The 26,504-nt window shown below is 64.7% G+C and carries 25 protein-coding genes and 1 riboswitch; of the genes, 16 read left to right on the top strand and 9 right to left on the bottom strand.

Annotated features, from left to right (window positions below; all coding sequences use genetic code 11):
* Positions 1 to 23 precede the first annotated feature (23 nt).
* The gene (gene mfd / locus ACSU04_RS05680; RefSeq protein ID WP_439288708.1) at positions 24 to 3,548 is read right to left on the bottom strand and encodes a transcription-repair coupling factor; all 3,525 of its coding nucleotides are present in this window, start codon (positions 3,546 to 3,548) and stop codon (positions 24 to 26) included.
* A gap of 50 nt (positions 3,549 to 3,598) precedes the next feature.
* Between mfd and ACSU04_RS05685 the strand changes: the two genes are divergently transcribed.
* Together ACSU04_RS05685 and ACSU04_RS05690 are read left to right on the top strand one after the other, a co-directional pair.
* Positions 3,599 to 4,168 carry a GNAT family N-acetyltransferase gene (locus ACSU04_RS05685; RefSeq protein ID WP_439288709.1) on the top strand — a complete coding sequence of 190 codons (570 nt, stop codon included), beginning with the start codon at positions 3,599 to 3,601 and terminating at the stop codon, positions 4,166 to 4,168.
* 72 nt (positions 4,169 to 4,240) lie between these two features.
* Complete coding sequence (locus ACSU04_RS05690; RefSeq protein WP_439288710.1) at positions 4,241 to 4,855, top strand: TetR family transcriptional regulator; 615 nt, start codon at positions 4,241 to 4,243, stop codon at positions 4,853 to 4,855.
* A gap of 6 nt (positions 4,856 to 4,861) precedes the next feature.
* Here the strand turns inward: ACSU04_RS05690 and ACSU04_RS05695 are convergent, their stop codons facing one another.
* The 4 genes from ACSU04_RS05695 to ACSU04_RS05710 form a co-directional block, all read right to left on the bottom strand.
* On the bottom strand, positions 4,862 to 7,480 hold the full coding sequence (locus ACSU04_RS05695) for a glycoside hydrolase family 2 protein (protein ID WP_439288711.1): 2,619 nt from the start codon (positions 7,478 to 7,480) through the stop codon (positions 4,862 to 4,864).
* Between the two features lie 83 nt (positions 7,481 to 7,563).
* Complete coding sequence (locus ACSU04_RS05700; protein ID WP_439283730.1) at positions 7,564 to 8,937, bottom strand: extracellular solute-binding protein; 1,374 nt, start codon at positions 8,935 to 8,937, stop codon at positions 7,564 to 7,566.
* A gap of 85 nt (positions 8,938 to 9,022) precedes the next feature.
* Complete coding sequence (locus ACSU04_RS05705; RefSeq protein WP_439288712.1) at positions 9,023 to 9,910, bottom strand: carbohydrate ABC transporter permease; 888 nt, start codon at positions 9,908 to 9,910, stop codon at positions 9,023 to 9,025.
* On the bottom strand, positions 9,907 to 11,019 hold the full coding sequence (locus ACSU04_RS05710) for a carbohydrate ABC transporter permease (RefSeq protein WP_439288713.1): 1,113 nt from the start codon (positions 11,017 to 11,019) through the stop codon (positions 9,907 to 9,909). The genes ACSU04_RS05705 and ACSU04_RS05710 overlap by 4 nt, the downstream gene beginning before the upstream one ends.
* A 116-nt stretch (positions 11,020 to 11,135) precedes the next feature.
* On the opposite strand from ACSU04_RS05710, the gene ACSU04_RS05715 reads away from it, so the two are divergent.
* The 12 genes from ACSU04_RS05715 (at position 11,136) to ACSU04_RS05770 (ending at position 23,339) form a co-directional block, all read left to right on the top strand.
* Positions 11,136 to 12,143, top strand: coding sequence for a LacI family DNA-binding transcriptional regulator (locus tag ACSU04_RS05715; RefSeq protein ID WP_439283734.1), 1,008 nt, complete (start codon positions 11,136 to 11,138; stop codon positions 12,141 to 12,143).
* Between the two features lie 64 nt (positions 12,144 to 12,207).
* Positions 12,208 to 13,071, top strand: coding sequence for an Fpg/Nei family DNA glycosylase (locus ACSU04_RS05720; protein WP_439288714.1), 864 nt, complete (start codon positions 12,208 to 12,210; stop codon positions 13,069 to 13,071).
* A 145-nt stretch (positions 13,072 to 13,216) separates the two neighbouring features.
* Positions 13,217 to 13,361: riboswitch (FMN riboswitch) on the top strand.
* 54 nt (positions 13,362 to 13,415) lie between these two features.
* On the top strand, positions 13,416 to 14,474 hold the full coding sequence (gene ribD, locus ACSU04_RS05725; RefSeq protein WP_439288715.1) for a bifunctional diaminohydroxyphosphoribosylaminopyrimidine deaminase/5-amino-6-(5-phosphoribosylamino)uracil reductase RibD: 1,059 nt from the start codon (positions 13,416 to 13,418) through the stop codon (positions 14,472 to 14,474).
* Entirely contained in the window at positions 14,474 to 15,103 is a 630-nt protein-coding gene (locus tag ACSU04_RS05730) for a riboflavin synthase (protein ID WP_439288716.1), read from the top strand. Before ribD ends, ACSU04_RS05730 begins: the two co-directional genes overlap by 1 nt.
* On the top strand, positions 15,100 to 16,374 hold the full coding sequence (ribA, locus tag ACSU04_RS05735; RefSeq protein ID WP_439288717.1) for a GTP cyclohydrolase II: 1,275 nt from the start codon (positions 15,100 to 15,102) through the stop codon (positions 16,372 to 16,374). The genes ACSU04_RS05730 and ribA overlap by 4 nt, the downstream gene beginning before the upstream one ends.
* Complete coding sequence (gene ribH / locus ACSU04_RS05740) at positions 16,371 to 16,847, top strand: 6,7-dimethyl-8-ribityllumazine synthase (protein WP_439288718.1); 477 nt, start codon at positions 16,371 to 16,373, stop codon at positions 16,845 to 16,847. Before ribA ends, ribH begins: the two co-directional genes overlap by 4 nt.
* Before the next feature lie 167 nt (positions 16,848 to 17,014).
* Positions 17,015 to 17,365, top strand: coding sequence for a Fe-S protein (locus ACSU04_RS05745; protein WP_439284009.1), 351 nt, complete (start codon positions 17,015 to 17,017; stop codon positions 17,363 to 17,365).
* A 196-nt stretch (positions 17,366 to 17,561) separates the two neighbouring features.
* A complete protein-coding gene (locus tag ACSU04_RS05750) occupies positions 17,562 to 18,746 on the top strand; it encodes an ABC transporter substrate-binding protein (protein ID WP_439288719.1) in 1,185 nt (394 codons plus the stop codon).
* A gap of 27 nt (positions 18,747 to 18,773) precedes the next feature.
* Entirely contained in the window at positions 18,774 to 19,649 is an 876-nt protein-coding gene (locus ACSU04_RS05755) for a branched-chain amino acid ABC transporter permease (RefSeq protein WP_439283748.1), read from the top strand.
* A complete protein-coding gene (locus tag ACSU04_RS05760) occupies positions 19,649 to 21,391 on the top strand; it encodes a branched-chain amino acid ABC transporter ATP-binding protein/permease (protein ID WP_439288720.1) in 1,743 nt (580 codons plus the stop codon). The genes ACSU04_RS05755 and ACSU04_RS05760 overlap by 1 nt, the downstream gene beginning before the upstream one ends.
* A 2-nt stretch (positions 21,392 to 21,393) precedes the next feature.
* Complete coding sequence (locus ACSU04_RS05765; protein WP_439283752.1) at positions 21,394 to 22,119, top strand: ABC transporter ATP-binding protein; 726 nt, start codon at positions 21,394 to 21,396, stop codon at positions 22,117 to 22,119.
* Positions 22,116 to 23,339: an alpha-hydroxy acid oxidase gene (locus ACSU04_RS05770; protein ID WP_439288721.1), complete on the top strand. Its 1,224-nt coding sequence runs from the start codon at positions 22,116 to 22,118 to the stop codon at positions 23,337 to 23,339. The genes ACSU04_RS05765 and ACSU04_RS05770 overlap by 4 nt, the downstream gene beginning before the upstream one ends.
* Positions 23,340 to 23,341: 2 nt before the next feature.
* Here ACSU04_RS05770 and ACSU04_RS05775 read toward each other — a convergent pair whose 3' ends face one another.
* Genes ACSU04_RS05775 through ACSU04_RS05785 form a run of 3 tightly spaced genes read right to left on the bottom strand, consistent with a single transcriptional unit; the run spans position 23,342 to position 25,048 of the window.
* Positions 23,342 to 24,370, bottom strand: a complete 1,029-nt coding sequence (locus tag ACSU04_RS05775; RefSeq protein WP_439288722.1) for a S66 family peptidase — start codon at positions 24,368 to 24,370, stop codon at positions 23,342 to 23,344.
* A 43-nt stretch (positions 24,371 to 24,413) separates the two neighbouring features.
* Positions 24,414 to 24,791, bottom strand: a complete 378-nt coding sequence (locus ACSU04_RS05780; RefSeq protein WP_439288723.1) for a type II toxin-antitoxin system VapC family toxin — start codon at positions 24,789 to 24,791, stop codon at positions 24,414 to 24,416.
* A complete protein-coding gene (locus ACSU04_RS05785; RefSeq protein WP_439283759.1) occupies positions 24,785 to 25,048 on the bottom strand; it encodes a FitA-like ribbon-helix-helix domain-containing protein in 264 nt (87 codons plus the stop codon). Before ACSU04_RS05785 ends, ACSU04_RS05780 begins: the two co-directional genes overlap by 7 nt.
* Before the next feature lie 110 nt (positions 25,049 to 25,158).
* On the opposite strand from ACSU04_RS05785, the gene ACSU04_RS05790 reads away from it, so the two are divergent.
* Complete coding sequence (locus ACSU04_RS05790) at positions 25,159 to 25,365, top strand: AsnC family protein (protein ID WP_439288724.1); 207 nt, start codon at positions 25,159 to 25,161, stop codon at positions 25,363 to 25,365.
* A 16-nt stretch (positions 25,366 to 25,381) separates the two neighbouring features.
* Here the strand turns inward: ACSU04_RS05790 and ACSU04_RS05795 are convergent, their stop codons facing one another.
* Positions 25,382 to 25,930 (bottom strand): CGNR zinc finger domain-containing protein, encoded by a 549-nt coding sequence (locus ACSU04_RS05795; protein ID WP_439288725.1) that lies wholly within the window; start codon positions 25,928 to 25,930, stop codon positions 25,382 to 25,384.
* 122 nt (positions 25,931 to 26,052) lie between these two features.
* Here ACSU04_RS05795 and ACSU04_RS05800 point away from each other — a divergent pair, with 122 nt between their 5' ends.
* Entirely contained in the window at positions 26,053 to 26,496 is a 444-nt protein-coding gene (locus tag ACSU04_RS05800; protein WP_439283765.1) for a VOC family protein, read from the top strand.
* The last annotated feature ends 8 nt before the right edge of the window (positions 26,497 to 26,504 follow it).

The following is a 26,504-nucleotide window of genomic DNA, read 5'->3' on the forward strand; positions in this document are numbered from 1 at the left end:
CCGCCACCCTACTACCCCTCGTTTCAGGCGGTGGCGACCGGCTCGGGGAACAACGCCGTCAGTAGCTGCGCCACCCACTCCAGCATCTTCACATCAGTCGGAAGCGGCACGACGAGCGCGTCTCCCCCAGCGACCAGTTTCGCCGTGGGATACAGCCGCCGCAGCCGAACCTGCATCGAGTCCGCCAGGTGTGCGGGCGCCACACGCAAGTTCGAACCCATCACCACGACGTCGGTGAGCCCCGCGCGCGCGGCACGGCGACGCAGCCGCGCGATCGCAACCAGACCGGCGACCTCTTCCGGCGGTGCACCGTAACGGTCGGTGAGTTCCTCGATCACGAGGTCGATGGCGTCGTCCTTCGCGGTCGCCGCGGCCGCGGCAGAAAGCTTCTGGTATGCCTCAAGGCGCAAGCGCTCGCTGTCGATGTAGGTCTCGGGGATGCGCGCATCCACCGGCAGTTCCATCCGCAGTTCATTGCCCGTCTCGACGTCCTCACCACGGAAGGTCGCAACAGCTTCGCCCACCATCCGCAGATAGAGGTCGAAGCCCACACCGGCGATGTGTCCGGCCTGCTCGCCGCCGAGCATGTTACCTGCGCCGCGCAGCTCGAGGTCTTTCAATGCCACCTGCATACCCGAACCGAGCTCGTTGTTTACCGCGATCGTCTGCAGACGGTCTGCCGCGGTCTCCGAAAGCGGCTTCGCGTCGTCGTAAAGGAAGTACGCGTATGCCCGGTCACGACCGCGACCGACGCGTCCACGCAGCTGATGCAGCTGGCTGAGGCCGTACTTGTCAGCCTTGTCGATGATGATCGTGTTCGCGTTCGAGATATCGAGGCCAGTTTCCACGATTGTCGTCGAGACGAGCACGTCGAACTTGCGCTCCCAGAAGTCGTCGACGACCTGCTCGAGCTGGTGCTCGCCCATCTGCCCGTGGGCAACAGCGATTCGCGCCTCCGGCACCAACTCAGCAAGCTCCGAAGCCACGCGCTGAATCGACTGCACCCGGTTGTGCACAAAGAAGATCTGCCCCTCACGCAGGATCTCGCGCCTGATCGCCGCGGCCATCTGCTTGTCACTACGGGGGCCCACGAAGGAAAGGATCGGATGCCTGTCCTCGGGCGGCGTCGCCAATGTTGACATCTCGCGGATGCCGGTCACTGCCATCTCGAGCGTGCGCGGGATCGGCGTGGCACTCATGGCAAGAATGTCGACGTTCGTCTTCAGCTTCTTGAGCTTGTCCTTGTGCTCGACGCCGAAGCGCTGCTCCTCGTCGATGATGAGCAGTCCCAGGTCTTTGAACATGACCTGATCAGTGAGGATCCGGTGCGTGCCGATGACCATGTCGACCGAGCCGGCGAGCAGCCCCTCGAGCGTGAGGCGGGCATCCTTGTCGGTCTGGAAGCGCGACAGCGCGCGTACCTTCACCGGGAACCCGGCGAAACGCTCGGTGAACGTCTCGATGTGCTGCTTGACCAGCAGCGTGGTCGGCACGAGCATGGCGACCTGCTTGCCGTCCTGAATAGCCTTGAACGCCGCCCGAACGGCGACCTCGGTCTTGCCGAAGCCGACGTCTCCGGACAGCAGCCGATCCATCGGGATCGGCTTTTCCATGTCGGCCTTGATCTCGTCGATCGTCTGCAGCTGGTCGGGGGTCTCCGCGAACGGGAATGCCTCTTCCAGCTCTCGCTGCCATGGGGTGTCAGGCCCGAATGCGTGGCCCTTCGCCGACATGCGCGCCGAGTACAGCTTCACGAGTTCGACGGCGATGTCGCGTACGGCGCGGCGTGCTTTGCCCTTCGCCGCAGACCAGTCGCTGCCGCCCATCTTCGAGAGTGTGGGTGCCTCTCCGCCGACGTACTTGGACAGCAGATCGAGCTGATCTGTGGGCACGTAGAGTTTGTCGCCGGGGAATCCGCGCTTGGACGGTGCGTATTCCAGCACCAGGTAGTCGCGGGTTGTCTTCGTGGGGTTTCGCCCGCCGGAGGAGACCTCGCGCTTCGTCATCTCGACGAATCGTGCGATGCCGTGTGTGGCATGTACGACGTGGTCGCCGTTTTTGAGCTGCAGCGGGTCGACGACGTTCTTGCGACGCGAGGCGAGCTTCTTGACGACTCGCTGGTCTCCGCCGATCGTGCGGCCGTAGAACTCGTTGTCGGTGAGGACGGCGAGCTTCGCCTCCGGCACCTGGAATCCGGATTCGAGCGCGCCGAGTACAAGAGTGGCGACACCGGGATCGGGGGCGTCGATGAGCGTGTCGACGACACGAGCGGCGAGGCCTCGGTCGGAGAGCACATCCCTGGCGCGGTCCACGAGCCCCGCACCGGAGGCGACGACGACCACGCGCCAGCCGTCGCTGAGGCGGGACGCGACGAAATCGATCGCGCCGTCGACGTTGCCATGAAAGGACGGGATGATCGACGAGTGGATATTCGCGGCATCCGTGTCATCCGTGGCGAATGGGCTGAACCGCCACCAGACGCCGTCGCGCTCGCGGACGATCTCGCGCAGGCGTGCGACGGTGAGGAAGTCACCGGCACCGAGATCGATCGGCGCGGATGCTCCTGATGTGGCTGCGCTCCACGCGGCATCGAGGAACTCACGGTTCGTGTCGCCGAGGCTCTGCGCCCTCGCGCTCGAGCGCTCCGGATCAACGAGGGCGGTGGCAGTTCCGGGCGGGAAGTATTCGGCGAGCGACTTCAGTGGGCCGGAGACCGCAGGCAGCAGCGATTCCATACCCTCGACGGGGATGCCCTCGGCCATCTTCTCCAGCATCCCGGCGATGGCAGGGAAACCAGCGATCAGCGCGCGCGCACGATCACGCACATCGGTGGTGAGCAACAGCTCACGGGTCGCGGGCAGGTCGACCCGGTCGATATCACCGGGCAAAGATCGCTGGTCTGCAATCGAGAATGCACGGATCTGATCGATCTCGTCGCCGAAGAACTCGACGCGATACGGATGCTCGCTCGTCGGAGGGAACACATCGAGGATGCCACCGCGCACAGCGAACTCACCCCGACGCGACACCATGTCGACGCGCGAGTACGCGCGCTCGACAAGGTGTTCGACGGCATCCTCGAGTTCGAAGTCGCGGCCGCCGAGAACGAGCTCTAGCGGCGCGGTGTCGCCGAGGTTGCCAGCGATCGGCTGCAGAGCGGCGCGCACCGAGGCGACGACGACGAGCGGACGCTGGCCCTCCCAGGTCGTGATGCGGCGGAGCGTCTCAAGGCGTCGCCCGACAGTGTCGGGGCTCGGACTCAGTCGCTCGTGCGGCAGCGTCTCCCATGCGGGAAAGTTCAGGATTTCGGCATCCGGCACATAGGAGCCGAGCGCCGCCGCGAGAGACTCCGCCCGGCGCCCGGTCGGCGCGATGACGAGCATGGATGCGGGATGCCCCGCGGCGGTGCGTTTCTCGAGTAACCCCGCGATCGTCGGGGCATCGAGGCCGTCGACGAGTCCAAGGTCAGCATCGGTCTGCGCCCAGGTGAGGGCGTCGTGGTACAGAGTCGCCTTTTCCAAGGCGCGCAGAATCCCCGGAACAGTCACCTGAAGAGTCTAATGCGCACCTCAGACAGCGGCTCCCATAGGATGCCGTGATGGAGCCGGTCACACTGCACACCGAACGCCTCGAACTGCGAGCGCCTACGGCCGCAGATATCGATGCGATCACGGCGGCATGCCAGGATCCGGAGATCCCCCGTTGGACTACCGTTCCGAGCCCGTACACGCGTGAGCACGCCGAAGGCTTCGTCGGGTTGATCGCTCAGTGGTGGGCCGACGACAGCCAGGTAGCCTGGGGCGTCTTCCATGATGAGGTGCTCGTCGGAGTGGTCGGCCTACATCACATCGCACCGCACTCCAGTGGAGGTTCGACCGATCTGGGTTACTGGGCCACCGCCGAGTCGCGCGGCCAGGGCTTCATGGTTGAGGCCTCCCGCGCAGTGATCGACTGGGCGCTCGCGGAGCTGAAGCTCGCGCGCCTCAACTGGCGGGCGGTCGTCGGGAACATCCCATCGGCCCGCACGGCCCGTGCCCTCGGTTTCCGCTACGAAGGCACGATGCGGCAGGTGCTCACCAGCCCGCGCGGCCGTGACGACGGGTGGGTGGCCGGACTTTTGCGCGAGGACGAGCGCGTTCCGGTCGATTGGCCGATCCCCCTCGGCTGAGGACCCCTCGAATTTCTCGTCGACCAGGGGTAAGATCGCGCCTACCCCCACCCTTACCCCCCTGGAGGAAGTATGGTCGACTCTGTCGTGCATACTGGGCGCTCGGGGGCGGGCAAGTTCGCGCGCCGTCGACACGAACTCGCCGACGCAGCCCTTGCCGCGGTCGCGACGCGCGGCTTCGCGCAGACCGGGCTACGCGACGTCGCCGCACACACGAGCCTTTCCCTCGGTATCCTGCACTACTACTTCGAAGACAAAGACGATCTGATCGGCCAGGCAATCTGGCAGTACAAGTCAGAGTGCGCCAGACGGTACGACGAGATCGTCGAGACGGCCCGCACGGGCGACGAACTCGCGGAACGCTTCGGGACAGAGATGTCAGCCACGCTTCGCGATGAAACCGACATGCACAGGCTTTGGTACGACCTGCGCAACCAATCGCTCTTCGAAAGCGGCTTTCGCGACACCATCATCGCAATCGACCAGCTCCTCACCGACATGGTCTGGGCCGTGGTCAAGCGGTACGCCGAACTCGAGAACACGGTACCCGGCATCGACCCCGGCTCCGCCTACGCGCTGTTTGACGGGATCTTCCTCAACTCGCTGATCGCGTTCCTGCGCGGAGACCTGGACGCTGTCACGCGGGTAGGGGCCGCGAGCATTCGGCTGTTGCACAGCGCCGTCTGACGCGCGTCATCCACCGTTTGCCGCACGCAGCAATGCGAGGCCGACCGAGCGTGCAATAGGAGCCTTGTCCAACGCCGTGCGCACGCGCATGGTGCTGATCGTCACCGATCCCTGACTCCAGCGCACCGTCGCCGTGCTCGTGGCCGCGCCTCGCAACCATCCGGAGAAGATCGCCGAATGCACGATGGCCGAGCGCAACGGGCCGGGGATGCCACTGATGACGAACTCGCCGAGCACATCTTCAAAGGCGATGCCAAGGACAGTTTCGCCGGGAACTTCAGCGAATGCTCCACTGCGGTCCAGCCACTCGGTGCGCGGCACCCAGTCGCCGTCACCGGCACGCGAGGTGAGCCGGGCAGATGGCAGGTAGTCGAAGGCGCTTCCGAGCGCATCCGCCTGCTCGGCCAGCAGCAGCACTCGCCCACCGGAGCGCGCGTGTTGTTGTGCCTCCGCAGTGAAGGTGCGCACGACGAGCAGCTCGCCATCGCGCGTCACTGGCACACCGAGCGCGCCGAGCCAATTGGTCACCTCGCGGTCTCCGGCGCGCACCGCGCCGCCGGTCCATGCTGTCGGGTCGACGACGAGCACGTCTGCGGCGTCTCTGGCGAGCAGCGCTCCCCCGGCGAGCAACTCAGCTTCGACGAGGCTCTGCCCGTTCTCGGCGGGCAGAGCAATGCGCATTGTCTGCTCTTCGCGCTCTGTCGGCACAGCGAATTCGGCGACAGTCTCGCCGTTGACACGCATGCGGATCACGGCGTCTGCCGGCAGGCCATCCGGCGAAGGAAGCGATGTCACCGTGAGGCCAAGGTCCTCACCGGAGTAGACGCTGTAGGCCTCGACTCGCAATGCCACGGCATGTTCGCCGTTAGCCAGCGCGAACTCCGCCGTGTACTGCTTGGGCGTGCGGTTCATGTCGAACAGGCCGTTGGCCTCCCACTGCACATCGCTGAGTTGCGTGAGAACATACCCGCTGATGTCGTCATGCAGGCGGATGCTCGTGGTCTGGTAGCGGTTGGCGACAAGCTGCGCACGGTGCAGCTGACGGACAAGCGCATCCCACGACCCGAACGCAGCGCCCAAGCCCAGTGCCTGGAAACGCGACATCAGTCCGGTGCCTTCGGCCGCGCCGAACGCCCAGTCAGCACCGAGCGCGAACCACCACGGCTCGCCGCCATCAGCGTCGTACTGGTCGAGTGCATGAGGTAGCGCCCAGTTGCCGAACTCACTGAGAACAAGCGGCTCCGCGCCGGTGCGCTCGGCATCCCCGTGCGGCGAGAAGGTCCACTCTGGCCGCGAGGCGAAGTCCGCGATCTTCGCGTCCCACACCGGGCGGCTCTCAGGGATGCCTCGATATACGTGGAAGTCGTCGATGTGCGTGCGCAGATGGAAGTTCGGCTCGCAGGCAGAGTTGTCCACGACGAGGGAGCCGGCCGCGTGCTGCTCGATGTCATCGAAGACCTCGCGCAGCCAGGCGCGCTGCGTGGCACTGGCGAGATCGATTCCCCACGACTCGTTCATGATCGTCCAGATCACGATGCTGGGGTGGTGGCCGTCCTCATCGATGAGGCGGCGCAACAGTGCGTGGCCGTCAGCTGCGGTCTCGGGTGTCCAGGTCATCCAACTGGGCAGTTCCGTCCACACCAGCATGCCCATGCGGTCGGCGATCTCGTAGTAGCGAGGATCGGGTCGCTTGATGTGCACGCGCAGCATGTTGAAGCCGAGCGCCTTGGTCTCGCGCAGCATGCCCTCCCAGGCAGCGAAATCCTCCGGAGCGGAGCTGGCCTCGGGGTGATAGTCCTGGTCGAGCACGGCGCGCAGATAGATCTCGCGGTCATTCAGGTAGAAGCGTCCCGCATCGGTGCGGAAGCTTCGGAAACCAGTCTCGCGGCTGACCGCGTCGATGGTTTCTCCTGCGTGCTGGAGTGAAACTTCGACCGTGTACAAATTCGGGGCGTCTAGGTCCCAGAGTGCGGGAGCCACCACCGTCACTGAACCGGACAGTTCGCCGTCGCTGATATCAAGTGCGGCCGTCTCAACGACCTCACCAGCACGCAACACTCGCGCGGTCGCGCCGTCCACGGCGTCGGATGCGAGTACGCCGGTGATCGCGATGGCACCGCTGGCGGCATCCGCTCTCACCGACAGCGCACGCACGTGGGCCGGATGCCGCTCCTCGAGTACCACCGACTGCCAGATACCTGCTGTCGTGCCGTACCAGGACTGCTTTCCGACAGGATGCTCGAGGAAACCAGCTTCGACATCTGATCCGTAGCGGGGTGGATAGGAGACGGTCACCTCGACGGTGTTGCGACCGTCGGTGACGGCGTCCGTGATGTCGAACTCAAAGGCTTCCCACGCGCCGGAGTGAGATCCGACCTCGATGCCGTTCACCCGCACGTCGGCTGTGTGATTCACTGCGCCGAAGCGCAGAATCACGCGCTGCCCCTGGAGCGGCGCCGCTTCGAAAGTGCGCTCGAAGCGCACACTTTCGTGTGAGTCGCCGTAACCAGGAACCTGGGTGGTCCAGGTTCCCGGCACCGAGACCTCTCGGGCTTCTGTGTCGCCGGGAAGGTGCAGGATCCAGGCACCGTCGAGACTGACGGCGGCGCGGTGGGCGGTCGACATGAGGCCTACTTCCAGAAAGTTTGAGGGGTGGGATCGGGTTCGACCCCACCCCTCGGGACTGCTGTGTTACGTGAATTCCTGTGTTACTTGAGTTCCTGCGTGACGCGTGCCTGCGCCTCGCTGAGGGCATCCGCGATGTCCTTGTCGCTGAACCAGACCTCGTCCAGCTGTGCGTGGATGAGCGACTTGATCGACGTCCAGTTTTCGACCTGCGGCACGAAGCTGATGCCGGTCAGTGCTGTCTCGGTGTAGTTCGCACGCTCGGGCGCGGCCAGGTACTCCTCGGAATCGACGACCGAGACGCGCGGGGCGATGTGCCCGGTTGCGATCGACCAGGAGGCGGTGTTGTCGTAGAGGAACTTCGCGAACTCGAGCGCAGCACGGTACTGCACCGGGTCGTCGCCCTTCTGACGCGGGAGCACCCACATGTGCGACGAGGCCCATGCTGCCGGCGCGTCGAACACTGTCGGCAGATCGGTGACCGTGTAGCCGAAGTCAAGCGTCGAAGCGTACTCGTTGATCGCCCACACGCCGTTGAGCAGGATCGCCGACTGCTGGCTCTTCCACTCATCGATCGAACCGGCGTAGTCCGCATCGGTGTGCATGTATCCGGCGTCGAGCATGTCATTGATCAGGTTGAGTGCCTCAGCGGCAGCTTCGGTGTCAACCTCAGCACTACCGTCGGCGGAGAGCACATCGCTGCCCTGCTGGCGCACCAGCGAGTAGAAGAAGCGCCACGCCATGTCGTCGTTGGCGAAGCCGGCGGAGAACAGCATCAGGCCCGTCTTGTCTTTGACGTCCTTGCCCATCTGCAGAAGCTCGTCGGGGCTGGTCGGCAGCACAGGGCGGCCATCCTCGCCGATGTAGCCCGCCTCCGCGAGCACATCGGTGTTCACGTGCATCACGAGCGCGTGTGCGTCGAAGGGCACGGCATATGTGGAGCCATCCCACATCACAGACTTCTGGGCCTGCTCGGTGGCATCTGTCATATCGATGTCGAGCGCCTCTGGATCGAATGCCAGCAGCTGGTCGCGCGTGGCGTAGTCCGACATCGAGTAGTCGTGCAGGTTCGCGATGTTCGCGGGCTCGCCACCGGCGACGGATGCGTTGAACGCGTCGTAGTACGAGTTCCAGTCGGTACCGCCCAGCCGCTCGACGGTGATGCCGTTCTCGTTCTCGGCGTTGAACTTGTTGGTGAGGATCTGAATCGCCTCACACTCCGTGGTCGCCAACGCCGGGTCGGTGACGCCCTCGGTGGTTCCCTCACAGTCGCCGAACATGCGCGACATGGTGATCGTGGTGCCGTCGAGCTCCTCTGCGGTGACGGCGGCGATCTGGTCGTTCAGGTCGCCGTTGTCTGCGCCCGATCCGGCATCCGCGCCGGTGCCGCAGGCAGTGAGCAGCAACGCCGCTGCCGTCAGCGAGGCTGCCGCAACGGCAGTTTTGGTCTTTCGCATGGTTTTCCTCTCGTGGGGTGGACGATGTTGTCCGTGGCCGCTGGGCAGCAGCCGTTCGGCCGTCATGGCCGGAGTCTGGGTGGCGTCACTTACTTCCGGACGCCATGGAGATTCCTCGGATGAGGTGCTTCTGGAAGAAGATGAACACCAGCAGCAGCGGAAGCGAACCGACCAGGCCACGCGCCATCAGGCTGCCGAGCTCTGTTGCCTGTGCGAAGTTGCCCTGCAGAGAGGCGAGACCGGTGGTGATGGTGAACATCTCCGACTTCGTCGCGGAGACCAACGGCCACAGGTAGTCGTTCCAGGTCTGCACGAAGGTGAAGATCGCCAACGCGATCATGGATGGTCGAGCCAACGGCAGCATGACCGAGAAGAAGGTTCGCCACGGGCCCGCACCGTCGATGCGTGCGGCTTCTTCGACCTCGGCCGGAACCTGCGAGAAGAACTGCGTCATCAGGAACACCCCGAGTGGGGCTGCGATACGAGGCAGGATCAGCGCCGCGTAGGTATTGTGCATCTCCACATCCGCCACCATCGTGAACAGCGGAATGAACATCGCCTCTTTGGGGATCATGAGTCCCGCGAGCACGCTCGCATAGACAATTGTCTTGCCACGGAAGGTGAAACGTGCGAACGCGTAGCCTGCCATGGCACACAGCAGCACTGTGAGGACTGTTGTGAAGATCGTCACGATCGCGCTGTTGATGAACCATCGGCTGGTGAGGCCGACGCTGAACACCCCGAGCAGATTCTCCAGGGTGAAGCCCTGCGGGATCAGCGTCTGCGTCTCTTTGGTCAGAGCTTGGTTGTCGCTCAGTGAGAGCGAGAGCATCCAGAGCATCGGAATCAGCCACACGACCGCGGCGACGATCATCGCGGCGTGGTACCAGGCGGTCACGACGCCGCTGCGGCGGATGCGCGGCGGTCGATTCGTCGTTTCGGGAACGGTCATGGCCATCGTCTGCGCGCTCATTTGCTGTCGTCCTTGCCGAGGGTCCGCATCTGGATGACGGAGACGACGAGCATCACCGCGAAGAGGAACAGCGACATCGCCGATCCGTAGCCGAGTTCGAAGTCCCGGAAGCCGGCCTCGTAGATGTGCTGGATCAGCACCGAGGTCGAGGTACCAGGCCCGCCGCCGGTCATGATGTTGACCTGTCCGAACACCTGGAACGACGCGATCACCTGCATGACCATGACCAACAGCAGCACGTGTTTGATGCCGGGAAGAGTGATGTTCACGAACTTGCGCCAGGCGCCGGCACCGTCAAGCGATGCGGCCTCGTAGAGCGCGGGATCGACATCTTGAAGGCCGGCCGCGAACAGCACGAGGTTGAAGCCAACGGTCCACCACACGGTTGTGGCGATGACGGCGAACATCGCAGTGCTCGGATTGGAGAGCCACGGGATCGGATCGATGCCGAGAGGTTCGAGGAGCGCAGAGAGCAGTCCCTGGTTCGGCGAGAGGAAGTATGTCCACACCAGCGTCACGACCGACACCGGCAGGATGTATGGCACGAAGAACACCATCTGGTAGATGCGGGTGCCGCGACGGTTGCCCTGCAGTGCGAGCGCCATGACCAGACCGAGACCGGCGATGAGCGGCACCGAGATTGCGGTGAACAGCAACGTGTTCTGCAGCGCGACCCAGAATTCAGGATCGAACCAGAACCCACCCTCGGCGGGGTGGAAGCCGAGCGCCACGACGATCGCCAGGATTCCCACGACGCCGAGGCCCACACCGATGGTGAGTCGACGACGCAGCAGCGGCTTGATCAGCAGCGCGATGGCGGCGATGAGCAGAAGAACTCTGGGCACGGGGAGATGAGTCATCGACCACGTGATCTCGTTGCCCCACAGCATCCGCTCGAAGTTGGCGAGACCAATGAAGTCGCGGGTGGCACCGAGCAGATCCCAGTCGTGGAAACTCATCCACACCGCTTGAAGCACGGGGTAGATGACGAAGATCAGATACAGCACCAGGAACGGTGCGGTAAAGGCGATGCCGTACTTGAGTCCACTGCCGCTGCGCTGTGATGCGCGGCGAAGACTGTTGCGTTCGACCGTCGAGGGGCTCGCCATCCGTACTCCTTTTGCCACGTTGCAAATTGCAATAGGATCATTTTTGCCACGTTGCATACGAGTTGTCAAATGACTCTGACAGGATGGGACCGAACCGTGACCGAGAAAGGATCCGGATGAGCGCGAGCCTCAACGACGTAGCCAAGCTGGCTGGCGTCTCGCCGCGCACGGTCTCGAACGTCGTAAATGACTTCGTGCACGTGCGCGACACCACAAGGCAGCGCGTGCTCGCCGCGATCGAAGAAGTCGGCTACCGCCCGAACATCTCTGCGCGGCGGTTGCGGCAGGGGCGCACTCGCATTCTTGGCTTCGCCGTTCCTGAGCTCTCCCAGCCCTACTTCGCAGAACTCAGCGAGCTCGTCGAGATCGCAGCTCAGAAGCGCGGCTACACCGTGATCGCCGCCCAGACCGGCGGCATCCGCGAGAACGAGGTGCGCGTGCTGCGTGATCTCGGCTCGCACATCGTCGATGGACTGGTCTTCTCGCCGATGACGATGGAGAAGGAGGAGCTGTATCTCACTCCCCCGAACGTGCCGACGGTGCTGATCGGCGAACAGATCTCGAGCTCCCGCTACACGAACATCGCGATCGACAACGTGTCGGCGACCGCTGACATCACGCGCCACCTGCTCGAACGTGGACACCGTCGCATCGCCACTTTGGGGGCTTACCACTCCGACGTTTACCGCAGCTCGCGGCTGCGACTGAGCGGCTACCGCCAGGCGCTCGAGGATGCCGGAATCCCGTTCGACCCTGCGCTTGTGCTTTACACCGACCGCTTCGGCAGGCAGGCAGGGCTTGAGGGCATCACCCAGGCGTGGAAGGACGGCACCCGCTTCGATGCACTCGTGTGCTTCACCGATCTGCTCGCGTTCGGTGCGATCCGCGCCTTCGCAGACCTCGGTGTGCGCGTGCCGGAGGATGTCGCAATCGCCTCGATCGACGATGTCCAGGAGGCGGAGTTCTCGGTACCGTCGCTGACGACGATCGCGCCGAACAAGCAGGCGATCGCCGACCAGGCCGTGGATTCACTGCTCGCGCTGCTCGACGATGACACTCGCGAGCCGACGAACATCGACATCGGATATGAGCTGATCGTGCGGGAGAGTTCGGGGCGGGACTGACCTCCTTCCCACCTGTCGGATGCCGGTCTTCCCACCTGTCGGATGCCGGTGACATGATGGATCCATGCCGGAGATGCCGGAAGTTCAGGGGCTGGTCGCGTTCCTCGGCGAGCGCGCCGTGGGCCGCACGATCACACGCACGAGCGTCGGCGCCATCGCGGCACTGAAGACCTACGATCCGCCGAACACCGCACTGCACGGGGCAACGATCACGGCATCCGCTCGTCTCGGCAAATTCATCGTTCTCTCCTGCGGCGAGGACCTTCATCTTGTGTTCCATCTCGCGAAGGCGGGTTGGCTGCGCTGGTACGAGATGCTACCGACGACGCTGATCAAGCCAGGGAAGTCACCGATCGCCCTCCGCATCGCGCTCAATGACGACAGCGGATTCGATCTCACCGAGGCGGGGACGAAGAAGTCGCTCGCCGTGTATGTGGTGCGTGACCCTCAGGATGTGCCCGGCATCGCTCGGCTGGGCCCTGATCCGCTGGAAGAGTCGTTCGACCGGACCACCTTCGCTGCACTGTTGAATGGGCGCCGCACGCAGATCAAGGGCCTCCTGCGCGACCAGTCCGTGATCGCCGGCATCGGCAACGCCTACTCCGATGAAATTTTGCATGCCGCCAAGATGTCACCGTATGCGATCGCCGCAGCGCTGGGCGATGACGAGATCGATCGGCTGTTCACTGCGATGCGTTTGACGCTGACGGATGCTGTGGCCGAGGCATCCGGAAAGCCACCAGCCGACCTCAAGGATGCCAAGCGGCGCGGGATGCAGGTGCACGCTCGCCGCGGCGAGGCGTGCCCGGTCTGCGGCGACACCGTGCGCAGCGTGTTCTTCGCGGACAGGTCATTGGAGTATTGCCCGACGTGCCAGACCGGCGGAAAACCACTCGCCGATCGGCGGCTGTCGCGGCTGCTGAAGTGACCGGCATCCGGAAAACAGAGACCGTCCGGCGTGTCGGCGGCGCGCCACAGTCGGACACTCCGTCGACACGCCGACTCGTCTCCGTTTTCCGATCGAACCGACATGGAATGAAATGCGCGCGACCGCGTTGAGTACACTGAGCATCAACGTGCTCCGGGGTCGGTGTGAATCCGAACCGGCGGTGACAGTCCGCGAGTGCCTCGGTTTTCCGAAGTGCTGATCCGGTGAAATTCCGGGACCGACGGTGATGCGAGAGAAATCTCGCTAGTCCGGAAGGGAGGCAGCACGATGCGCGAAAAGCGCGCCGTCTGTCATCCCCGGAGTTGAAAAACTAAGGACGACGGATGGCAGTGCACGAGACGGAACGCCGCGCGATGACGCGTGCGCTCGAACTCGCCGCGGGTGGCCCCAGAGGCATCAATCCGCAGGTCGGCGCCGTCATCCTCTCCCCCACGGGCGAGATCCTCGCCGAAGGCTGGCATCACGGCGCAGGCACCCCGCATGCCGAGGTCGATGCCTTATCGAAGCTTGCTGAAGGCGCCGCGCGCGGCGCGACCGCTGTCGTCACCCTCGAGCCGTGCAACCACACCGGCCGCACAGGTCCCTGCGCTCTCGCGCTCATCGATGCCGGAATCTCGCGCGTCATCTACTCGCTCGATGATCCGGGCGTCGTCTCTGGCGGTGGAGCCGAGCGACTTCGGAATGCCGGGGTCGAAGTCGAATCAGGTGAGCAGTCTGACACCGCACGCGCAGTGATCGCCGATTGGCTGACCGCACATCGTTTGGGCCGCCCGCACATCACCGTAAAGTGGGCGCAGAGCCTCGACGGGCGCGCCGCCGCAAACGATGGCACCAGCCAGTGGATCACCGGGCCCCTCGCGCGCGCCGATGTCCACCGCCGCCGAGCAGCAGCGGACGCGATCGTCGTCGGCACCGGAACCGTGCTCGCCGATGACCCAGCACTGACGGCACGCGACGGCGACGCCCTGTACGAACACCAGCCGATCCCGGTGATCATCGGCTCCCGCACGACGCCGGCGGATGCCGTGGTGCGCCGTCACCCGCATGAGCCGCTCTTCTACGACACACGTGACCTCCACGCGGTGGTCGCGGGTCTTCAGAGCCGCGGCATCCAGCGCGTCTTCATCGAGGGTGGCCCGACGCTCGCCAGCGCGTTCCTCGCGGCCGGACTCGCCGACAGCGTGCTCGCGTACATCGCACCGGTGCTGCTGGGTGGCGACCGCCTCGCACTCACCGATATCGGGGTTCCCACGATCGACGGCGCACTTCGGCTCACCGTCGAAGAATGGGTACCGCTCGGCCCTGATCTGCTCGCCGTCGCCCGCATGAGCGAGAACGACCCACACGTGAATGAACCAGACCTGAACGAAGGAGTCCGCTGATGTTCACCGGAATCATCGAGGAGATCGGCGAGATCACCGCCATCGCGCCGTCAGGTGACGGCTGGCGCCTCACCGTTCGCGCGCCGAAAGCCGCGCACGACGCGGTGCACGGCGAGTCGATCGCCGTCTCTGGCGTGTGCCTCACCGTTGTCGGCTCGACGACAGACACTTTCGACGCCGATGTCATGAAGCAGACGCTCGATGTGTCGGCTCTCGCCACGGCATCCATCGGCACGAAGATCAACATCGAGAAGGCCATGCCGGTAGGTGCACGGCTCGGCGGACACATCGTGCAGGGCCACGTCGACGGCACAGGTGTCGTGATCGACGTTCGACCAGGCGCCGAGTGGAGCGTGCTGCGCGTCTCGCTGCCCGCAGATCTCGCACCCCTGGTCGTCGACAAGGGATCGATCTCGGTCGATGGCACCTCGCTCACGGTCAGTGCGGTGAGTGCCGCCACAGCCGATGAGGCATGGTTCGAGATCTCGCTCATCCCAGAGACGCTTGCCGCAACTACCCTCGGATCCCGCATCGTCGGCGACCACGTAAATCTTGAAACTGACATCCTCGCCCGTCACGTTGAGCGCCTGCTCGCGTTCCGGGCTGTCTCGGAAGGAGGCTCGCGATGAGCCTTTCCACCATCGAAGAAGCTCTCGAATCGCTGCGTGCGGGCCGTCCGGTCCTCGTCGCCGACGATGAGAACCGAGAGAACGAGGGCGACGTCATCCTCTCGGCCGAACTCGCCACCCCAGAATGGGTTGCCTGGACCGTGCGCTGGTCATCCGGCTTCATCTGCGCGCCGATGCCAGCCGACCTGGCCGACACGCTGAATCTGCCACCGATGGTGGAGACGAACGAAGATGCCCGCTCGACGGCGTACACCGTGAGCGTGGATGCCGCAGAAGGCGTCACGACCGGCATCAGCGCCCACGACCGCGCACACACGCTGAACGTGCTCGCGAACCCTTCCTCGACTGCGACGAGCCTCATCCGTCCCGGCCATGTGCTGCCTCTGCGCGCCGTCGACGGCGGCGTGCGCGAACGCAGCGGACACACCGAGGCCGCCGTGGACCTGATGCGCCTTGCGGGCCTGCAGCCGGTCGGCGCGATCGCCGAGGTCGTCGCCGAAGACGGAAGCATGATGCGCATGCCTGGCCTCATCGAACTGGGCGAGCGTGACAATGTGCCGGTCATCACGATCGAACAGCTGATCGCGCATCTCAACCAGATCGACCCATTGGATGCGCCGGTGACCTCGTCACGAGAGGGCCGCCGTCGTGTGAGCCTGCGAGCGGATGCGACGGTGCCGACCTCGCACGGTACCTTCCGGTTCCTCGCTTACAAGGACCGCGTCACCGGAACCGATCACATCGCCGTCGTCTCAGGCGAGCTGGATGACACGGCACTCGTGCGCGTGCACTCGGAGTGCCTGACCGGTGAAGCCTTCGGATCGCTCAAGTGCGAGTGCGGCCCGCAGCTGGACGCCGCGCTCAACGCGATCGAGAAGAACGGCGGCGTCGTGATCTACATGCGCGGCCACGAGGGTCGAGGCATCGGGCTCATCAACAAGCTGCGCGCATACAGCCTCCAGGAAGAGGGGCTCGACACGGTCGATGCGAACCTCGCCCTCGGCTTGCCGGCAGATGCTCGCGAGTACGCGGCTGCCGCCGGCATCCTCAGCGATCTGGGCATCTCGAAGATCCGTCTGCTCACCAACAACACCGACAAGGTGAACCAGCTGCGCGAACTCGGCCTCGATGTCGTCGAGCAGGTGCCGCTGATCGTCGGCGTTGGACCCAACAACCACCAGTACCTCGAGACCAAGCGCGACCGCATGGGGCACATCATCGGCGAAGCCGAGCTGGCCGCGGCGCTCGCCCTCGGAAAGGACAACGTATGAGCGGCGCAGGAGCACCCACAGCGGCGGAGCAGATCGACGCGACGGGCCTGAACGTCGTCATCATCGCCGGCACCTGGCACGACGTCATCACTGACGGTTTGATCGCCGGGGCCGAGCGGGTTCTCAACGCCGCACACGCAACGCATCGGCTCGTGCGCGTGCCCGGGTCGTTTGAGCTGGCGGTCGCCGCCCAGGCCGCATTCGCTGGTGGTGCGGATGCCGTGGTCGCGCTCGGCGTCATCATCCGCGGCGGCACCCCGCACTTCGAGTACGTGTCAGCGGCGACGACCGACGGGCTCACCCGTGTGGCGCTGGATGCCGGCAAGCCGGTCGGCTTCGGCGTGCTCACCCTCGACGATGAGCAGCAGGGTCTGGATCGCGCAGGCATCGAAGGGTCCAAGGAAGACAAGGGCGCCGAAGCTGCGGATGCCGCGCTGCGCACGGCCCTGGTCATCAAGACTCTTCGCGGCTGAACCGGCCCGACAGCCCCGCACACCTGCAGGGCGATCGAACGGATGTATGGCGAAACGCCGGCGTGTCGCCGTGCATCCGTGCATCGGACCTGCAGGCGTGCCGTGGATGTTGGCAGGTGAGTCTCCCCTTGCTGGAGAATATCCGCGGCCGGGCCTATTGTGAGGGCATGGAGACCCTGCGCCACGTCGTCGTTTTCGTCCACCTCATCGGCTTCGCCACGCTCTTCGGGGCCTGGGCTGTGCAGGCATTCGGCGGGAAGCGTGAGTTCACGCGGCTCATGAGCATCGGCTTGAGTATCGCGGCAGTCGCCGGTCTGATCCTTGCTGCGCCGTGGGGCATCGAAGGCGAGATGAACTACGCCAAGATCGGCGTCAAGCTCGTCGTGCTGCTGATCATCGGCGCGCTGCTCGGCATCGGCACATCAAAGCAGAAGAAGACCGGTAGCGTCGCGCCCGCACTGTTCTGGCTCGTCGGTATCCTCACGCTCGTCAACGCGGGCATCGCTGTTCTCTGGTAACAGTCGCGCATCGCTCGTGACGACAGGCCGCGGCCGCTCACAGCCGTCGCTGTATCTTTCCTATAATCGACCCGTTGCCGTAACGCGCGCCCATCACAGAGGCTGAGGCGCTGCAACTCACGAGAAGCTCCGCCGACGCGTCGGAACGGAACCGATCCGCGGCTTAACCATCCACGCCTCACGTTCGGAGAATCTCATGCGCTATCTGCTTCGCACCGCCGTCGTCCTTTCTGCTTCCGCCCTCGTCCTCGCTGGCTGCGCCGCCAGTGACGGCGGTGAGGCCGGTGAATCCGGTGGTGACGCCGGTGCGCTGACGGGATCCGGCAGCGGCGACAGCTGTGTTATCGACACGGCCATCCCCGTCGGCGCGGCCCTCAGCCTGACTGGCGGTGCGGCCAGCTACGGCGAGTCACAGCAGAAGGGCCTCGAGCTCGCGGTCGAGGAACTCAACGCCGAAGAGGGCGTCAGCTACGCCCTCACCATCGAAGACGATGGCACCGACCCGCGTCAGGCCATCAGCGTCTTCGAGGGCTTCGCCGGGAACGGCACCAGCATCGTCATCGGACCGACCCTGTCCAACACCGCGTTCCAGGCACAGCCCGTTGCTCAGGAGGCCGGCCTTCCGGTACTTGCTATCTCGAACACCGCTGCAGGCATCACCGCCCAGGGCGACTTCGTCTTCCGCGACTCGCTCACCGAGGGCCAGGTCATCCCGCAGACGATCGAGGCTGCCACCGAAAAGCTCGGCCTGGAAAAGGTCGTCGTGATGTACAGCAACGACGACGCATTCACCGAGTCCGGCTACGACGTCATGGTGTCCTCTCTCGAAGATCAGGGCGTCGAGATCCTCGACACTCTGACCTTCTCGGTCAGCGACACCGACTTCCGCAGCCTGCTGACGGCCGCGAAGGAGCTCAAGCCCGACGCGATCGTCGTCTCGGCTCTCATCGAAGCCGCCATCCCGCTGGTCACCCAGGCCCGCGAGCTCGGCATCGACCAGCCGATCATCGGTGGCAACGGCTTCAACAACCCCCAGCTGATGGCGGATGGCGGCGACGCTGCGGAAGGCGTCATCGTCGGCGCTGCCTGGAACTCGGCATCTGACAGCCCCGAGAACACCGACTTCATGGCGGCATTCGAGGAGAAGTACGGCTCGGCGCCCGACCAGTTCGCGGCCCAGGCGTACACAGGTCTGAAGGTCATCGACCACGCGGTCCGCATCAACTGCTCCGGTGAGCGCACCGATGTCCAGGACGGCCTCACCCAGGTGAAGGACCTCGCGACCCCGCTGGGCTCGCTGACCATCAACGCTGACCGCGACGCCGAGCACCCTGCGGTCGTACAGATCGTCAAGGATGGCGCTTTCGCGGTCATGAACTGACCGACTCCCTAGCCCTGAGGTAGCACCATGCAGCAACTGCTCAACGGCCTGTTCCTCGGTTCGATCTATGCACTGTTCGCCATCGGATTCACTCTGGTGTTCGGCATTCTGGATCGGCTGAACCTGGCACACCCATCTGCGTTCGCCGCTTCGGCGTTCGTCGGGATCTGGCTCACAGATGCCTTCGACCTCCCGATCGGCGTCGTACTGATCCTTGTGTTCCTCTTCGGCGGGATCCTGGGTCTGCTTATCGAGCGCGTGGCCTTCCGGCCACTCAGAGATCGGCCGGACGCGCACTTCGCCGGCTTGATCTCGTCGATCGCGCTGGGCGGCATGGTGATTGCGCTGCTTCAGGCCTTCTTCGGCCCCAACACGCGGCGCTTCCCCGCAGGCACCGTCTCGGACGACTCCGTTGAGATCGGCGGCGTGACCGCAAGCTACCTGCAGCTTGCGATCCTCGCCGTCTCGCTCGGTCTGATGATCGCGCTCACGATTCTGGTGAAGCGGTCGTCGCTGGGCCGCTCGATGCGGGCGGTGGCGGAGAACCCCACCGCCGCCCGCGTGCTCGGCGTGAACGTTGACCGGGTGACATCGATGACCTTCGCGATCTCGACCGCGCTCGGCGCGGTCGCCGGTGTGCTGTTCGCGCTGAACGTCAACAGCGCACAACTCGGGATGGGAACGGCGATCGAGCTCAAGGGCCTCGCTGTCATCGTCGTCGGCGGCATGGGATCCTTGCCCGGCGCACTGGTCGGTGGACTGATACTCGGAATCGCCGAGGTCTTCACGATCCAGTACGTCGGATCGAGCTGGCGAGACCTGATCGCATTCGCGCTGCTGTTCCTGATCCTGCTGGTCAGGCCACAGGGGCTGTTCGGCAAGCGGAAAGTGCGAGAAGTCTGATGTTCTTCACCGAGTCGACGCTCGTCTTCATCGCGATGAACGGTGTCTTTGCGTTCTCGTTCTACGCGGTGCTCATCGCCGGGCAGCTCAGCCTTGCCCAGGCCGGATTCGCGGGTCTGTCAGCGTTCGTCGCTGCCAGCATCGCCCCTGCGCCCACCCAGTGGGGTCCGATCCCGACGCTGCTTTTCTCGATGTTCGTCGGCATGGTCGTCGGCGCCCTGGCCGCGCTCATCCTGGGCCTGCCGACGATGAAGCTACGAGGGGTGTTCCTCGCGATCGCCACGCTCGGATTCGCCGAGGCGATGCGCATCTTCATCCTGAACGCCGAGTGGACCGGCGGCGCGCAGGGCATGTCGGTACCCAAGATCATGACGCCATTGATCGCCTGGATCGTGCTGATCATCGTTTCCTACTGGTTCTGGCGCCAGACCCGCTCCCGTTACGGTCGTGCGCTGGAGGCGATCCGTGAAGACGAGCTCGCTGCCCGCTCGATCGGCATCAACGTCGGTGGCCACCGCCTGACGGCATTCGTCTCCGCTGGTGTGCTGGCCGGACTTTACGGCGTCATGTGGGCGTACTACATGCGCCTCATCGCACCGGAGGACTTCGCCTTCGATACCGCGATCGATGGCCTGGTCACTGCGGTGGTCGGTGGTACCGCGAACTTCTTCGGCCCCATCCTCGGCAGCGGCTTCCAGACGCTGCTTCCCGAGATCCAGCGCATGATCGGAATTGAGGCGGGCTGGATCCGTCCGTTCCTGTCTGGTCTGCTGCTGCTCATCGTCATCCTGTACCTGCCGGGTGGCATCGCGAGCCTGATCCCGCGCCGCAAGCAACGCATCGACATCAGCGCACTCGATATCGACGCACCGGCGACCGGCCGCAGCCACCCCGTGGCGGGCGAGATCATCGCCGAGCTGAAGGGCCTGTCGAAGGAGTACGGCGGGGTGCATGCCGTCCGCGGCGTCGATCTCACCGTGCGCAGTGGCGAGGTCGTCGGCCTGATCGGCCCTAATGGGGCGGGCAAGACCACTCTGGTCAACATGATCAGCGGCCTGATTCCGCCGTCCGCGGGCACGGCGACCGTGCTCGGCGTGCAGATCGGCAAGACGCCGGTGCACAAGTTCGCCGCGGCCGGTGTGACGCGCACCTTCCAGCATTCCAAGCTGTTCAATCGCCTGACCGCACTCGAGAACGTTCTCATCGGCGCGCACCTGGTCGCCAAGCCGACGTTCCTACGTCGCTTGCTTTGGCTGCCATCTGCACGTCGTGACGAGCGTCTGGCACTCGAGCACGCCGCACGGTGCCTGCGCCGGGTGGGACTGCTCGAGAAGGCCGATATCACAGCGAAGGCCCTGTCGTACGGCGATCAGCGCCGTCTGGAGATCGCCCGCGCTCTTGCCGCTGACCCCTCACTGCTGATTCTTGACGAGCCCGCCGCCGGTATGAACCATGTCGAGGCGGAGGGCCTGTCGACGCTCATCCGCTCGCTCGCCGAAGACGGTCTGACGATCATCTTCATCGAACACAACGTCGGCATGGTGCTCGGCACCTGCGATCACATCATCGTGCTGAACTTCGGTGAGGTGCTGGCAGACGGGTCGCCCGAGCAGATCGCCGCGGACGAGCGCGTGATCGAGGCCTATCTCGGCTCTGCTGAGAGCACCGAGGATGCCGAGACGGATGCCTCCGCGGAGGCGGACGCCACCCGCGAAGCCCCGAGCACCGACGGAGGTCGATGACCATGGCTGAATCACTGCTCAGCGTGAAGGACCTTGTCGTCTCGTACGGGCGCGTCGAGGCCGTACGCGGCGTCTCCTTCGACGTCGCACCCGGCTCGCTCGTGACGCTCGTCGGCGCCAACGGCGCCGGGAAGTCGTCGATCATCAATGCGATCTCCGGTCTGGTGCGCCCCACATCGGGGACCATCACTTACGACGGCGATGACATCACGCGCACGCGCTCGCACAAACTGGTGCCTCGTGGCCTGGTGCAGGTGCCGGAGGGCCGCCAGGTTCTGGCAACTATGACCATCGCGGAGAACCTGCAGATGGGCGCCCGTTTTGTGGGCCGTGGCGCAGGCTCTGCGATTGATGAAATGTACCAGCGGTTCCCGGTGCTCGGCGAACGCCGTGCTCTGGCGGCCGGTTCTCTCTCCGGTGGAGAGCAGCAGATGCTCGCGATCGCCAGAGCGATGCTCGCGCAGCCCCGCCTGGTCTTGATGGACGAGCCATCTATGGGGCTGGCACCCAAGATTGTGAATGAGGTGTTCAAGGTGATCTCCGAGATCCGCGCCACCGGTGCCACCGTGCTGCTGGTCGAACAGAACGCCCGGCGGGCGCTGCAGGCCGCAGACGAGGGACACATCTTGCAAAATGGTGCAGTGGTGCGCTCCGGCGCGGCATCCGATCTGCTGGCAGATGACGACATCATCCAGGCCTACCTCGGCACTGGCGGCACGACGAAGTGAGCACGAATCGCCGGCGCATCCGTCGTCGCATTCCCACGTGGGGCGCGATCGCACCTCTGCTCGGATTTCGTCGTCCGGTGCTCGATCCTGTCGAAAGAAGACTGCGGTCGGCGCTGACGGTAAAGGACCTCGCCCACGTCGCGAGGCAGCGCACTCCGCGTTCGGTGTTCGACTATGTGCACGGTGCGGCAGAAGACGAGCTGAGCGTGCGACGTGCACGGTCGGCCTTCGCGTCGGTCGAGTTCTCTCCGCGGGTGCTGCGCGATGTCGGCGCTGTCGACACCTCCACCACCATCCTCGGTCGGCCGGCATCGTTCCCTCTGATCTTGGCGCCCACAGGCTTCACCCGGATGATGCACCACGAGGGCGAGATCGCCGTCTCTCGTGCGGCTGCGCGCGCAGGCATCCCGTACAGCCTGTCGACGATGGGGACCACCTCGCCGCGGGCACTGCAGCAGGAGGCCCCTGGTGACAACTGGTTCCAGCTCTATCTGTGGAAGGACCGCGACGGCACGCTGAAGCTGATCGAGGAGGCGCGGGCATCCGGCTTCAACACCCTCGTGCTCACGGTCGACACCCCCGTCGCCGGCAACCGGCTGCGAGATTCCCGAAACGGACTGACCATCCCGCCGTCGCTGAACCTGAAGACGATGTGGGACTTCGCGCTGCATCCGAACTGGTGGATCAATGTACTCACCACCGATCCGATCGAGTTCGCGAGCCTGCGATCGTTCGACGGCACCGTCGCAGAGCTGGTCGCGAAGATGTTCGACCCCACACTGAGCTTCGCCGATCTCGCCTGGTTGCGTGAGCAGTGGGAGGGAAAGCTCGTCGTCAAGGGCATCCAGTCCGTCGAGGATGCCCGTCAGGTGGTGGATGCCGGCGCCGACGCGCTCGTCGTCTCCAACCACGGCGGGCGGCAACTCGATCGTGCTCCCACTCCCCTGCGACTGCTGCCTGAGGTGGCTGCTGCCGTCGACGGCAAGGCGCAGGTTTTCCTCGACACCGGCATCCTGTCCGGCGCAGATGTACTCGCCGCGCTCGGTCTCGGCGCGGATGCCTGCATGGTCGGGCGTGCCTACCTGTACGGGCTGATGGCGGGCGGCGAGCGTGGCGTCGATCGGATGCTGGAGATCATGCGCGCGGAAGCCGTGCGGACGATGCAGCTGACCGGTGTGTCGACCGTGTCGGAGCTGCGTGGGCGCGTGCGCCTGACCTGAGCTCAGCGATAGTCGGCAGTGACCGTGCGCGCAGCACCATCCAGCGTGATGCGCCCGCCGTACGGAACGATCCACTGCGGACGAGTGTGCCCGAACGGCACTCCGACACAGACCACGGCATCCGGGTTGTAACGCGCGACCGTGGAGGTGACGACATCACGTTGCGCGTCGCGCAGCGCCTGCGCCTCGTCGGGCGTCGGGTGGAACTCGAAGTCGCTCACCGGCGGACGTGCGAAGATCACACCGGCAGCCGCCGAGAGGATGCCACGCTCCCCCAACCCGCGCAGCCAACGGGCCACCCAGCTGGCAGGCGGACGCTCCTCGCTCGTCTCCAGAATCAGGATCGATCCTTCGAGTTCGGATGCCGCAGGCAGGCGATCCGCGAACGCCAATCCGTCGATCACCTCGAGGCATCCGCCCCAGGTTCGCCCTTCGACATGTGCCGCAGGCCCTGACCACGTCCACAGCTCAGTCGGCATACGGTCGCCGTATTCGGTGAGTGCGCGCGGGTCATCCCAACGCTGGCCGACGTCTTCTGATTCGCCGGGTTCCGTCAGCTCGAGCTGGCCGCCGCCCATCAGCGCAGCGCGCAGCGAGCGCAGATGGATCTCATCAACTGCGGGGCCAGGCCCCAGGTGCACAGCAGTCGATCCGCCGTAGTAGCCCGGGATACCCAGCCGCCACAGCCAGTTCAGGATGTTTGTGTTGTCGCTGTACCCGAGGAACGGCTTCGGGTCGGCCTGCGCAAGCGCAGCGTCGAGATGCGGGACGACGAGAATCTGATCGTCACCCCCGATCGTCGCCAGGATTGCCCGGATCGTGGGATCAGCGAAGGCGGCATTGACGTCTGCCGCACGCGCTTTCGGGCTCGCATCGAGCTGGCGAGTGGTCGGATACTCCACCGGGATCAACCCGGTGAATTCACTGAGCCGGCGCATCGCTTGCTCATGCAGCTCAGGCGCAACGGCGGGGGCAGCGAAGGCCGGGGACAGTATGGCGACCCGGTCGCCGGGAAAGAGCTTTGACGGCATCGATTCATTCTGCCGGACGACGTCGGTCAGTCGCGGGCTCCGCTCACGGAGTGATCACGTCGCAGTAGCGTTGGGCCGTTCTCGCGAGCTTCCGATCGAGCGTCAGCAGGGGGATGCCGAGCGCTTCGGCTAATGCGACGTACCCAGCATCGTAGGCCGAGATGTCATGGCGCAGCGCCCATATCCGAGAAAGCAGGTGCGTCAGTGGATGGCGCTCCACATCGAGTGAGGCGAAGACATCGATGCTCTCGCGGGCGAAGCTCGCCGACAGTTCATTGCGCAGAACTTTGCGCCGCAGCATTGCCATCACTTCGATGTCGAGACCTGCATGTGTGTGGAGTGAATCCGGCACCGGCCAGGTTCCACGTCCGAGACTCGCATCGATCGCCGCCGAAGCGTCCAGCACTACCGCTGTCACCATTCAGAGACGTCCTCGTCATGCTCTGTGCGAGCCTCGTCACGGGCGGCGAGAATCTGTTCGGCCGTGAGCGCCTCCCCGCTCGCTGCCGCACGCGCCCGTGATGCAGCGATGATCTCTGCGTTGCTCCGATAGCGAACGAGCTCGGTGAGCTGTCTGGCGACGTAGTCCGACAAACTCATGCGCTCAGCTGACGCGCGCTGTTTGAGCCGCGCGTGCACCTCGTCGGGAAGATTCCTCACCTGAAGCATGCGAGACATAATGCCATCATCGCATGCTGATCACATGCGCGAGTGACTAATTCTGTGGATAACCCGCATCTGCGTCAACACTGCTTGACGAATGATCGACGTCAACATAGATTGACTTCATGAGTACACACACCGCGCTCACCGCCGACCCGGAGGGTGAACCCCTCGCCGAGCTTCATCGCCTCACTGAGCTTCGCCGCAAAATCTCCCGCGCCGAGGAAGCACAGGCGCGTCGCGCCCGCAACGCGGGCTACTCGTGGCAGGCAGTCGCCAGCGCCCTCGGCGTGAGCAAACAGGCGGCTCATCGCCGGTTCGGCCGGAGCTAGCGACCCGCCCACACCTTCACCCGTTGGCGGCCTTCAACCGGGAGCGGTACGCGGCTACTTTCACTCGGCTTCCGCACGTCTTCATGGAGCACCATTCGCGGCGCTGCCCTCGCGAGCGATCAATGTAGACCTGAGTACATTCAGGGCGAGCGCACTCTCGAAGCAACCCTGCTTCTGATCCGCCGACCAGTTCAATCGCACCTCGAGCGATCTCGGACAGCGCGGCCGCGCTGGTGCCTTCCTTGGAACGACCATCCCGATGAAGAACACGCAGCAGGGGCGGGTGCGCGGCGTACGTGTTCACGGTGGTCATGTCGTCTTCGGGCAGATCGTGTCGTTCGAGCCGTGCCAGAACGAGCGCATAGATCGCTTCTCGCAGTTCGATCGCAGCTGCCAGATCCTCTGCCGTGGGACTCGTGCCGTCGGGCGCCAGCGTCGACTCGACGAACCATGCGTCGAGACCAGCGGGCGTACCCAGCTTTTCCGCCGGTGACTCATTGCGGCGCGCTTGCCAGGTTCCGACGAAGTCGAGGGCCGGGTCGCCGCAGGGGAAGGAATGAATCATGTCACCACTCTAGACGGTGACATCTTTTTCAACAAACTTTCGTTACCCCCTTGACAGGTAACGTAGCCTCTGTCATTGTCGTTACTACCTAAACAGGTAACACTAATCAAACGGAGGAAATCATGGAACTCAAGCTTGAAATCGTCGTACTGCCCGTCGCTGATGTCGATCGCTCGAAGGCGTTCTACGAAGGACTCGGGTTCAGGCTCGACGCAGACTTCGCCACCGACCGCGGCCTGCGGGTCGTACAGGTAACTCCCCCCGCTTCAGAGGCGTCGATCATCTTCGGAGACAACCTCACAACTGCCGAGCCTGGGTCGGCCCGGGGGCTTCATCTGATCACCTCGGACATCGCCGAAGCGCGGCGCGAGCTGTTGGCAGCAGGGGCGCCGATCAGCGATCTCTGGCACGACGAGGACGGCATCTTCCACTGGGCCGATGGTGCGCACCGCGTGTCTGGTGTGAGCACAGCCGGTGACAGCTACGCGACCTTCGCGTCATTCAATGACCCCGACGGCAATGAGTGGATCCTGCAGCAGATCGTCACTCGCGCTCCTGGCCGCTGAGTCGAGCA

This window comes from Microbacterium sp. A84 (genome assembly GCF_051842815.1).
Classification (GTDB): Bacteria; Actinomycetota; Actinomycetes; order Actinomycetales; family Microbacteriaceae; genus Microbacterium.

Coding starts and splice junctions, on each gene's coding strand:
- ACSU04_RS05705 (WP_439288712.1), bottom strand. CDS start 9,910: ATGAGCGCGCAGACGATGGCCATGACCGTTCCCGAAACGACGAATCGA.
- ACSU04_RS05760 (WP_439288720.1), top strand. CDS start 19,649: ATGTTCTTCACCGAGTCGACGCTCGTCTTCATCGCGATGAACGGTGTC.
- ribA (WP_439288717.1), top strand. CDS start 15,100: ATGAGCCTTTCCACCATCGAAGAAGCTCTCGAATCGCTGCGTGCGGGC.
- ACSU04_RS05750 (WP_439288719.1), top strand. CDS start 17,562: ATGCGCTATCTGCTTCGCACCGCCGTCGTCCTTTCTGCTTCCGCCCTC.
- ACSU04_RS05690 (WP_439288710.1), top strand. CDS start 4,241: ATGGTCGACTCTGTCGTGCATACTGGGCGCTCGGGGGCGGGCAAGTTC.
- ACSU04_RS05790 (WP_439288724.1), top strand. CDS start 25,159: ATGAGTACACACACCGCGCTCACCGCCGACCCGGAGGGTGAACCCCTC.
- ACSU04_RS05795 (WP_439288725.1), bottom strand. CDS start 25,930: ATGATTCATTCCTTCCCCTGCGGCGACCCGGCCCTCGACTTCGTCGGA.
- ACSU04_RS05775 (WP_439288722.1), bottom strand. CDS start 24,370: ATGCCGTCAAAGCTCTTTCCCGGCGACCGGGTCGCCATACTGTCCCCG.
- ACSU04_RS05710 (WP_439288713.1), bottom strand. CDS start 11,019: ATGGCGAGCCCCTCGACGGTCGAACGCAACAGTCTTCGCCGCGCATCA.
- ACSU04_RS05685 (WP_439288709.1), top strand. CDS start 3,599: ATGGAGCCGGTCACACTGCACACCGAACGCCTCGAACTGCGAGCGCCT.
- ACSU04_RS05785 (WP_439283759.1), bottom strand. CDS start 25,048: ATGTCTCGCATGCTTCAGGTGAGGAATCTTCCCGACGAGGTGCACGCG.
- ACSU04_RS05780 (WP_439288723.1), bottom strand. CDS start 24,791: ATGGTGACAGCGGTAGTGCTGGACGCTTCGGCGGCGATCGATGCGAGT.
- ACSU04_RS05700 (WP_439283730.1), bottom strand. CDS start 8,937: ATGCGAAAGACCAAAACTGCCGTTGCGGCAGCCTCGCTGACGGCAGCG.
- ACSU04_RS05755 (WP_439283748.1), top strand. CDS start 18,774: ATGCAGCAACTGCTCAACGGCCTGTTCCTCGGTTCGATCTATGCACTG.
- ACSU04_RS05765 (WP_439283752.1), top strand. CDS start 21,394: ATGGCTGAATCACTGCTCAGCGTGAAGGACCTTGTCGTCTCGTACGGG.
- ACSU04_RS05800 (WP_439283765.1), top strand. CDS start 26,053: ATGGAACTCAAGCTTGAAATCGTCGTACTGCCCGTCGCTGATGTCGAT.
- ribH (WP_439288718.1), top strand. CDS start 16,371: ATGAGCGGCGCAGGAGCACCCACAGCGGCGGAGCAGATCGACGCGACG.
- ACSU04_RS05720 (WP_439288714.1), top strand. CDS start 12,208: ATGCCGGAGATGCCGGAAGTTCAGGGGCTGGTCGCGTTCCTCGGCGAG.
- ribD (WP_439288715.1), top strand. CDS start 13,416: ATGGCAGTGCACGAGACGGAACGCCGCGCGATGACGCGTGCGCTCGAA.
- ACSU04_RS05695 (WP_439288711.1), bottom strand. CDS start 7,480: ATGTCGACCGCCCACCGCGCCGCCGTCAGTCTCGACGGTGCCTGGATC.
- ACSU04_RS05715 (WP_439283734.1), top strand. CDS start 11,136: ATGAGCGCGAGCCTCAACGACGTAGCCAAGCTGGCTGGCGTCTCGCCG.
- ACSU04_RS05745 (WP_439284009.1), top strand. CDS start 17,015: ATGGAGACCCTGCGCCACGTCGTCGTTTTCGTCCACCTCATCGGCTTC.
- ACSU04_RS05730 (WP_439288716.1), top strand. CDS start 14,474: ATGTTCACCGGAATCATCGAGGAGATCGGCGAGATCACCGCCATCGCG.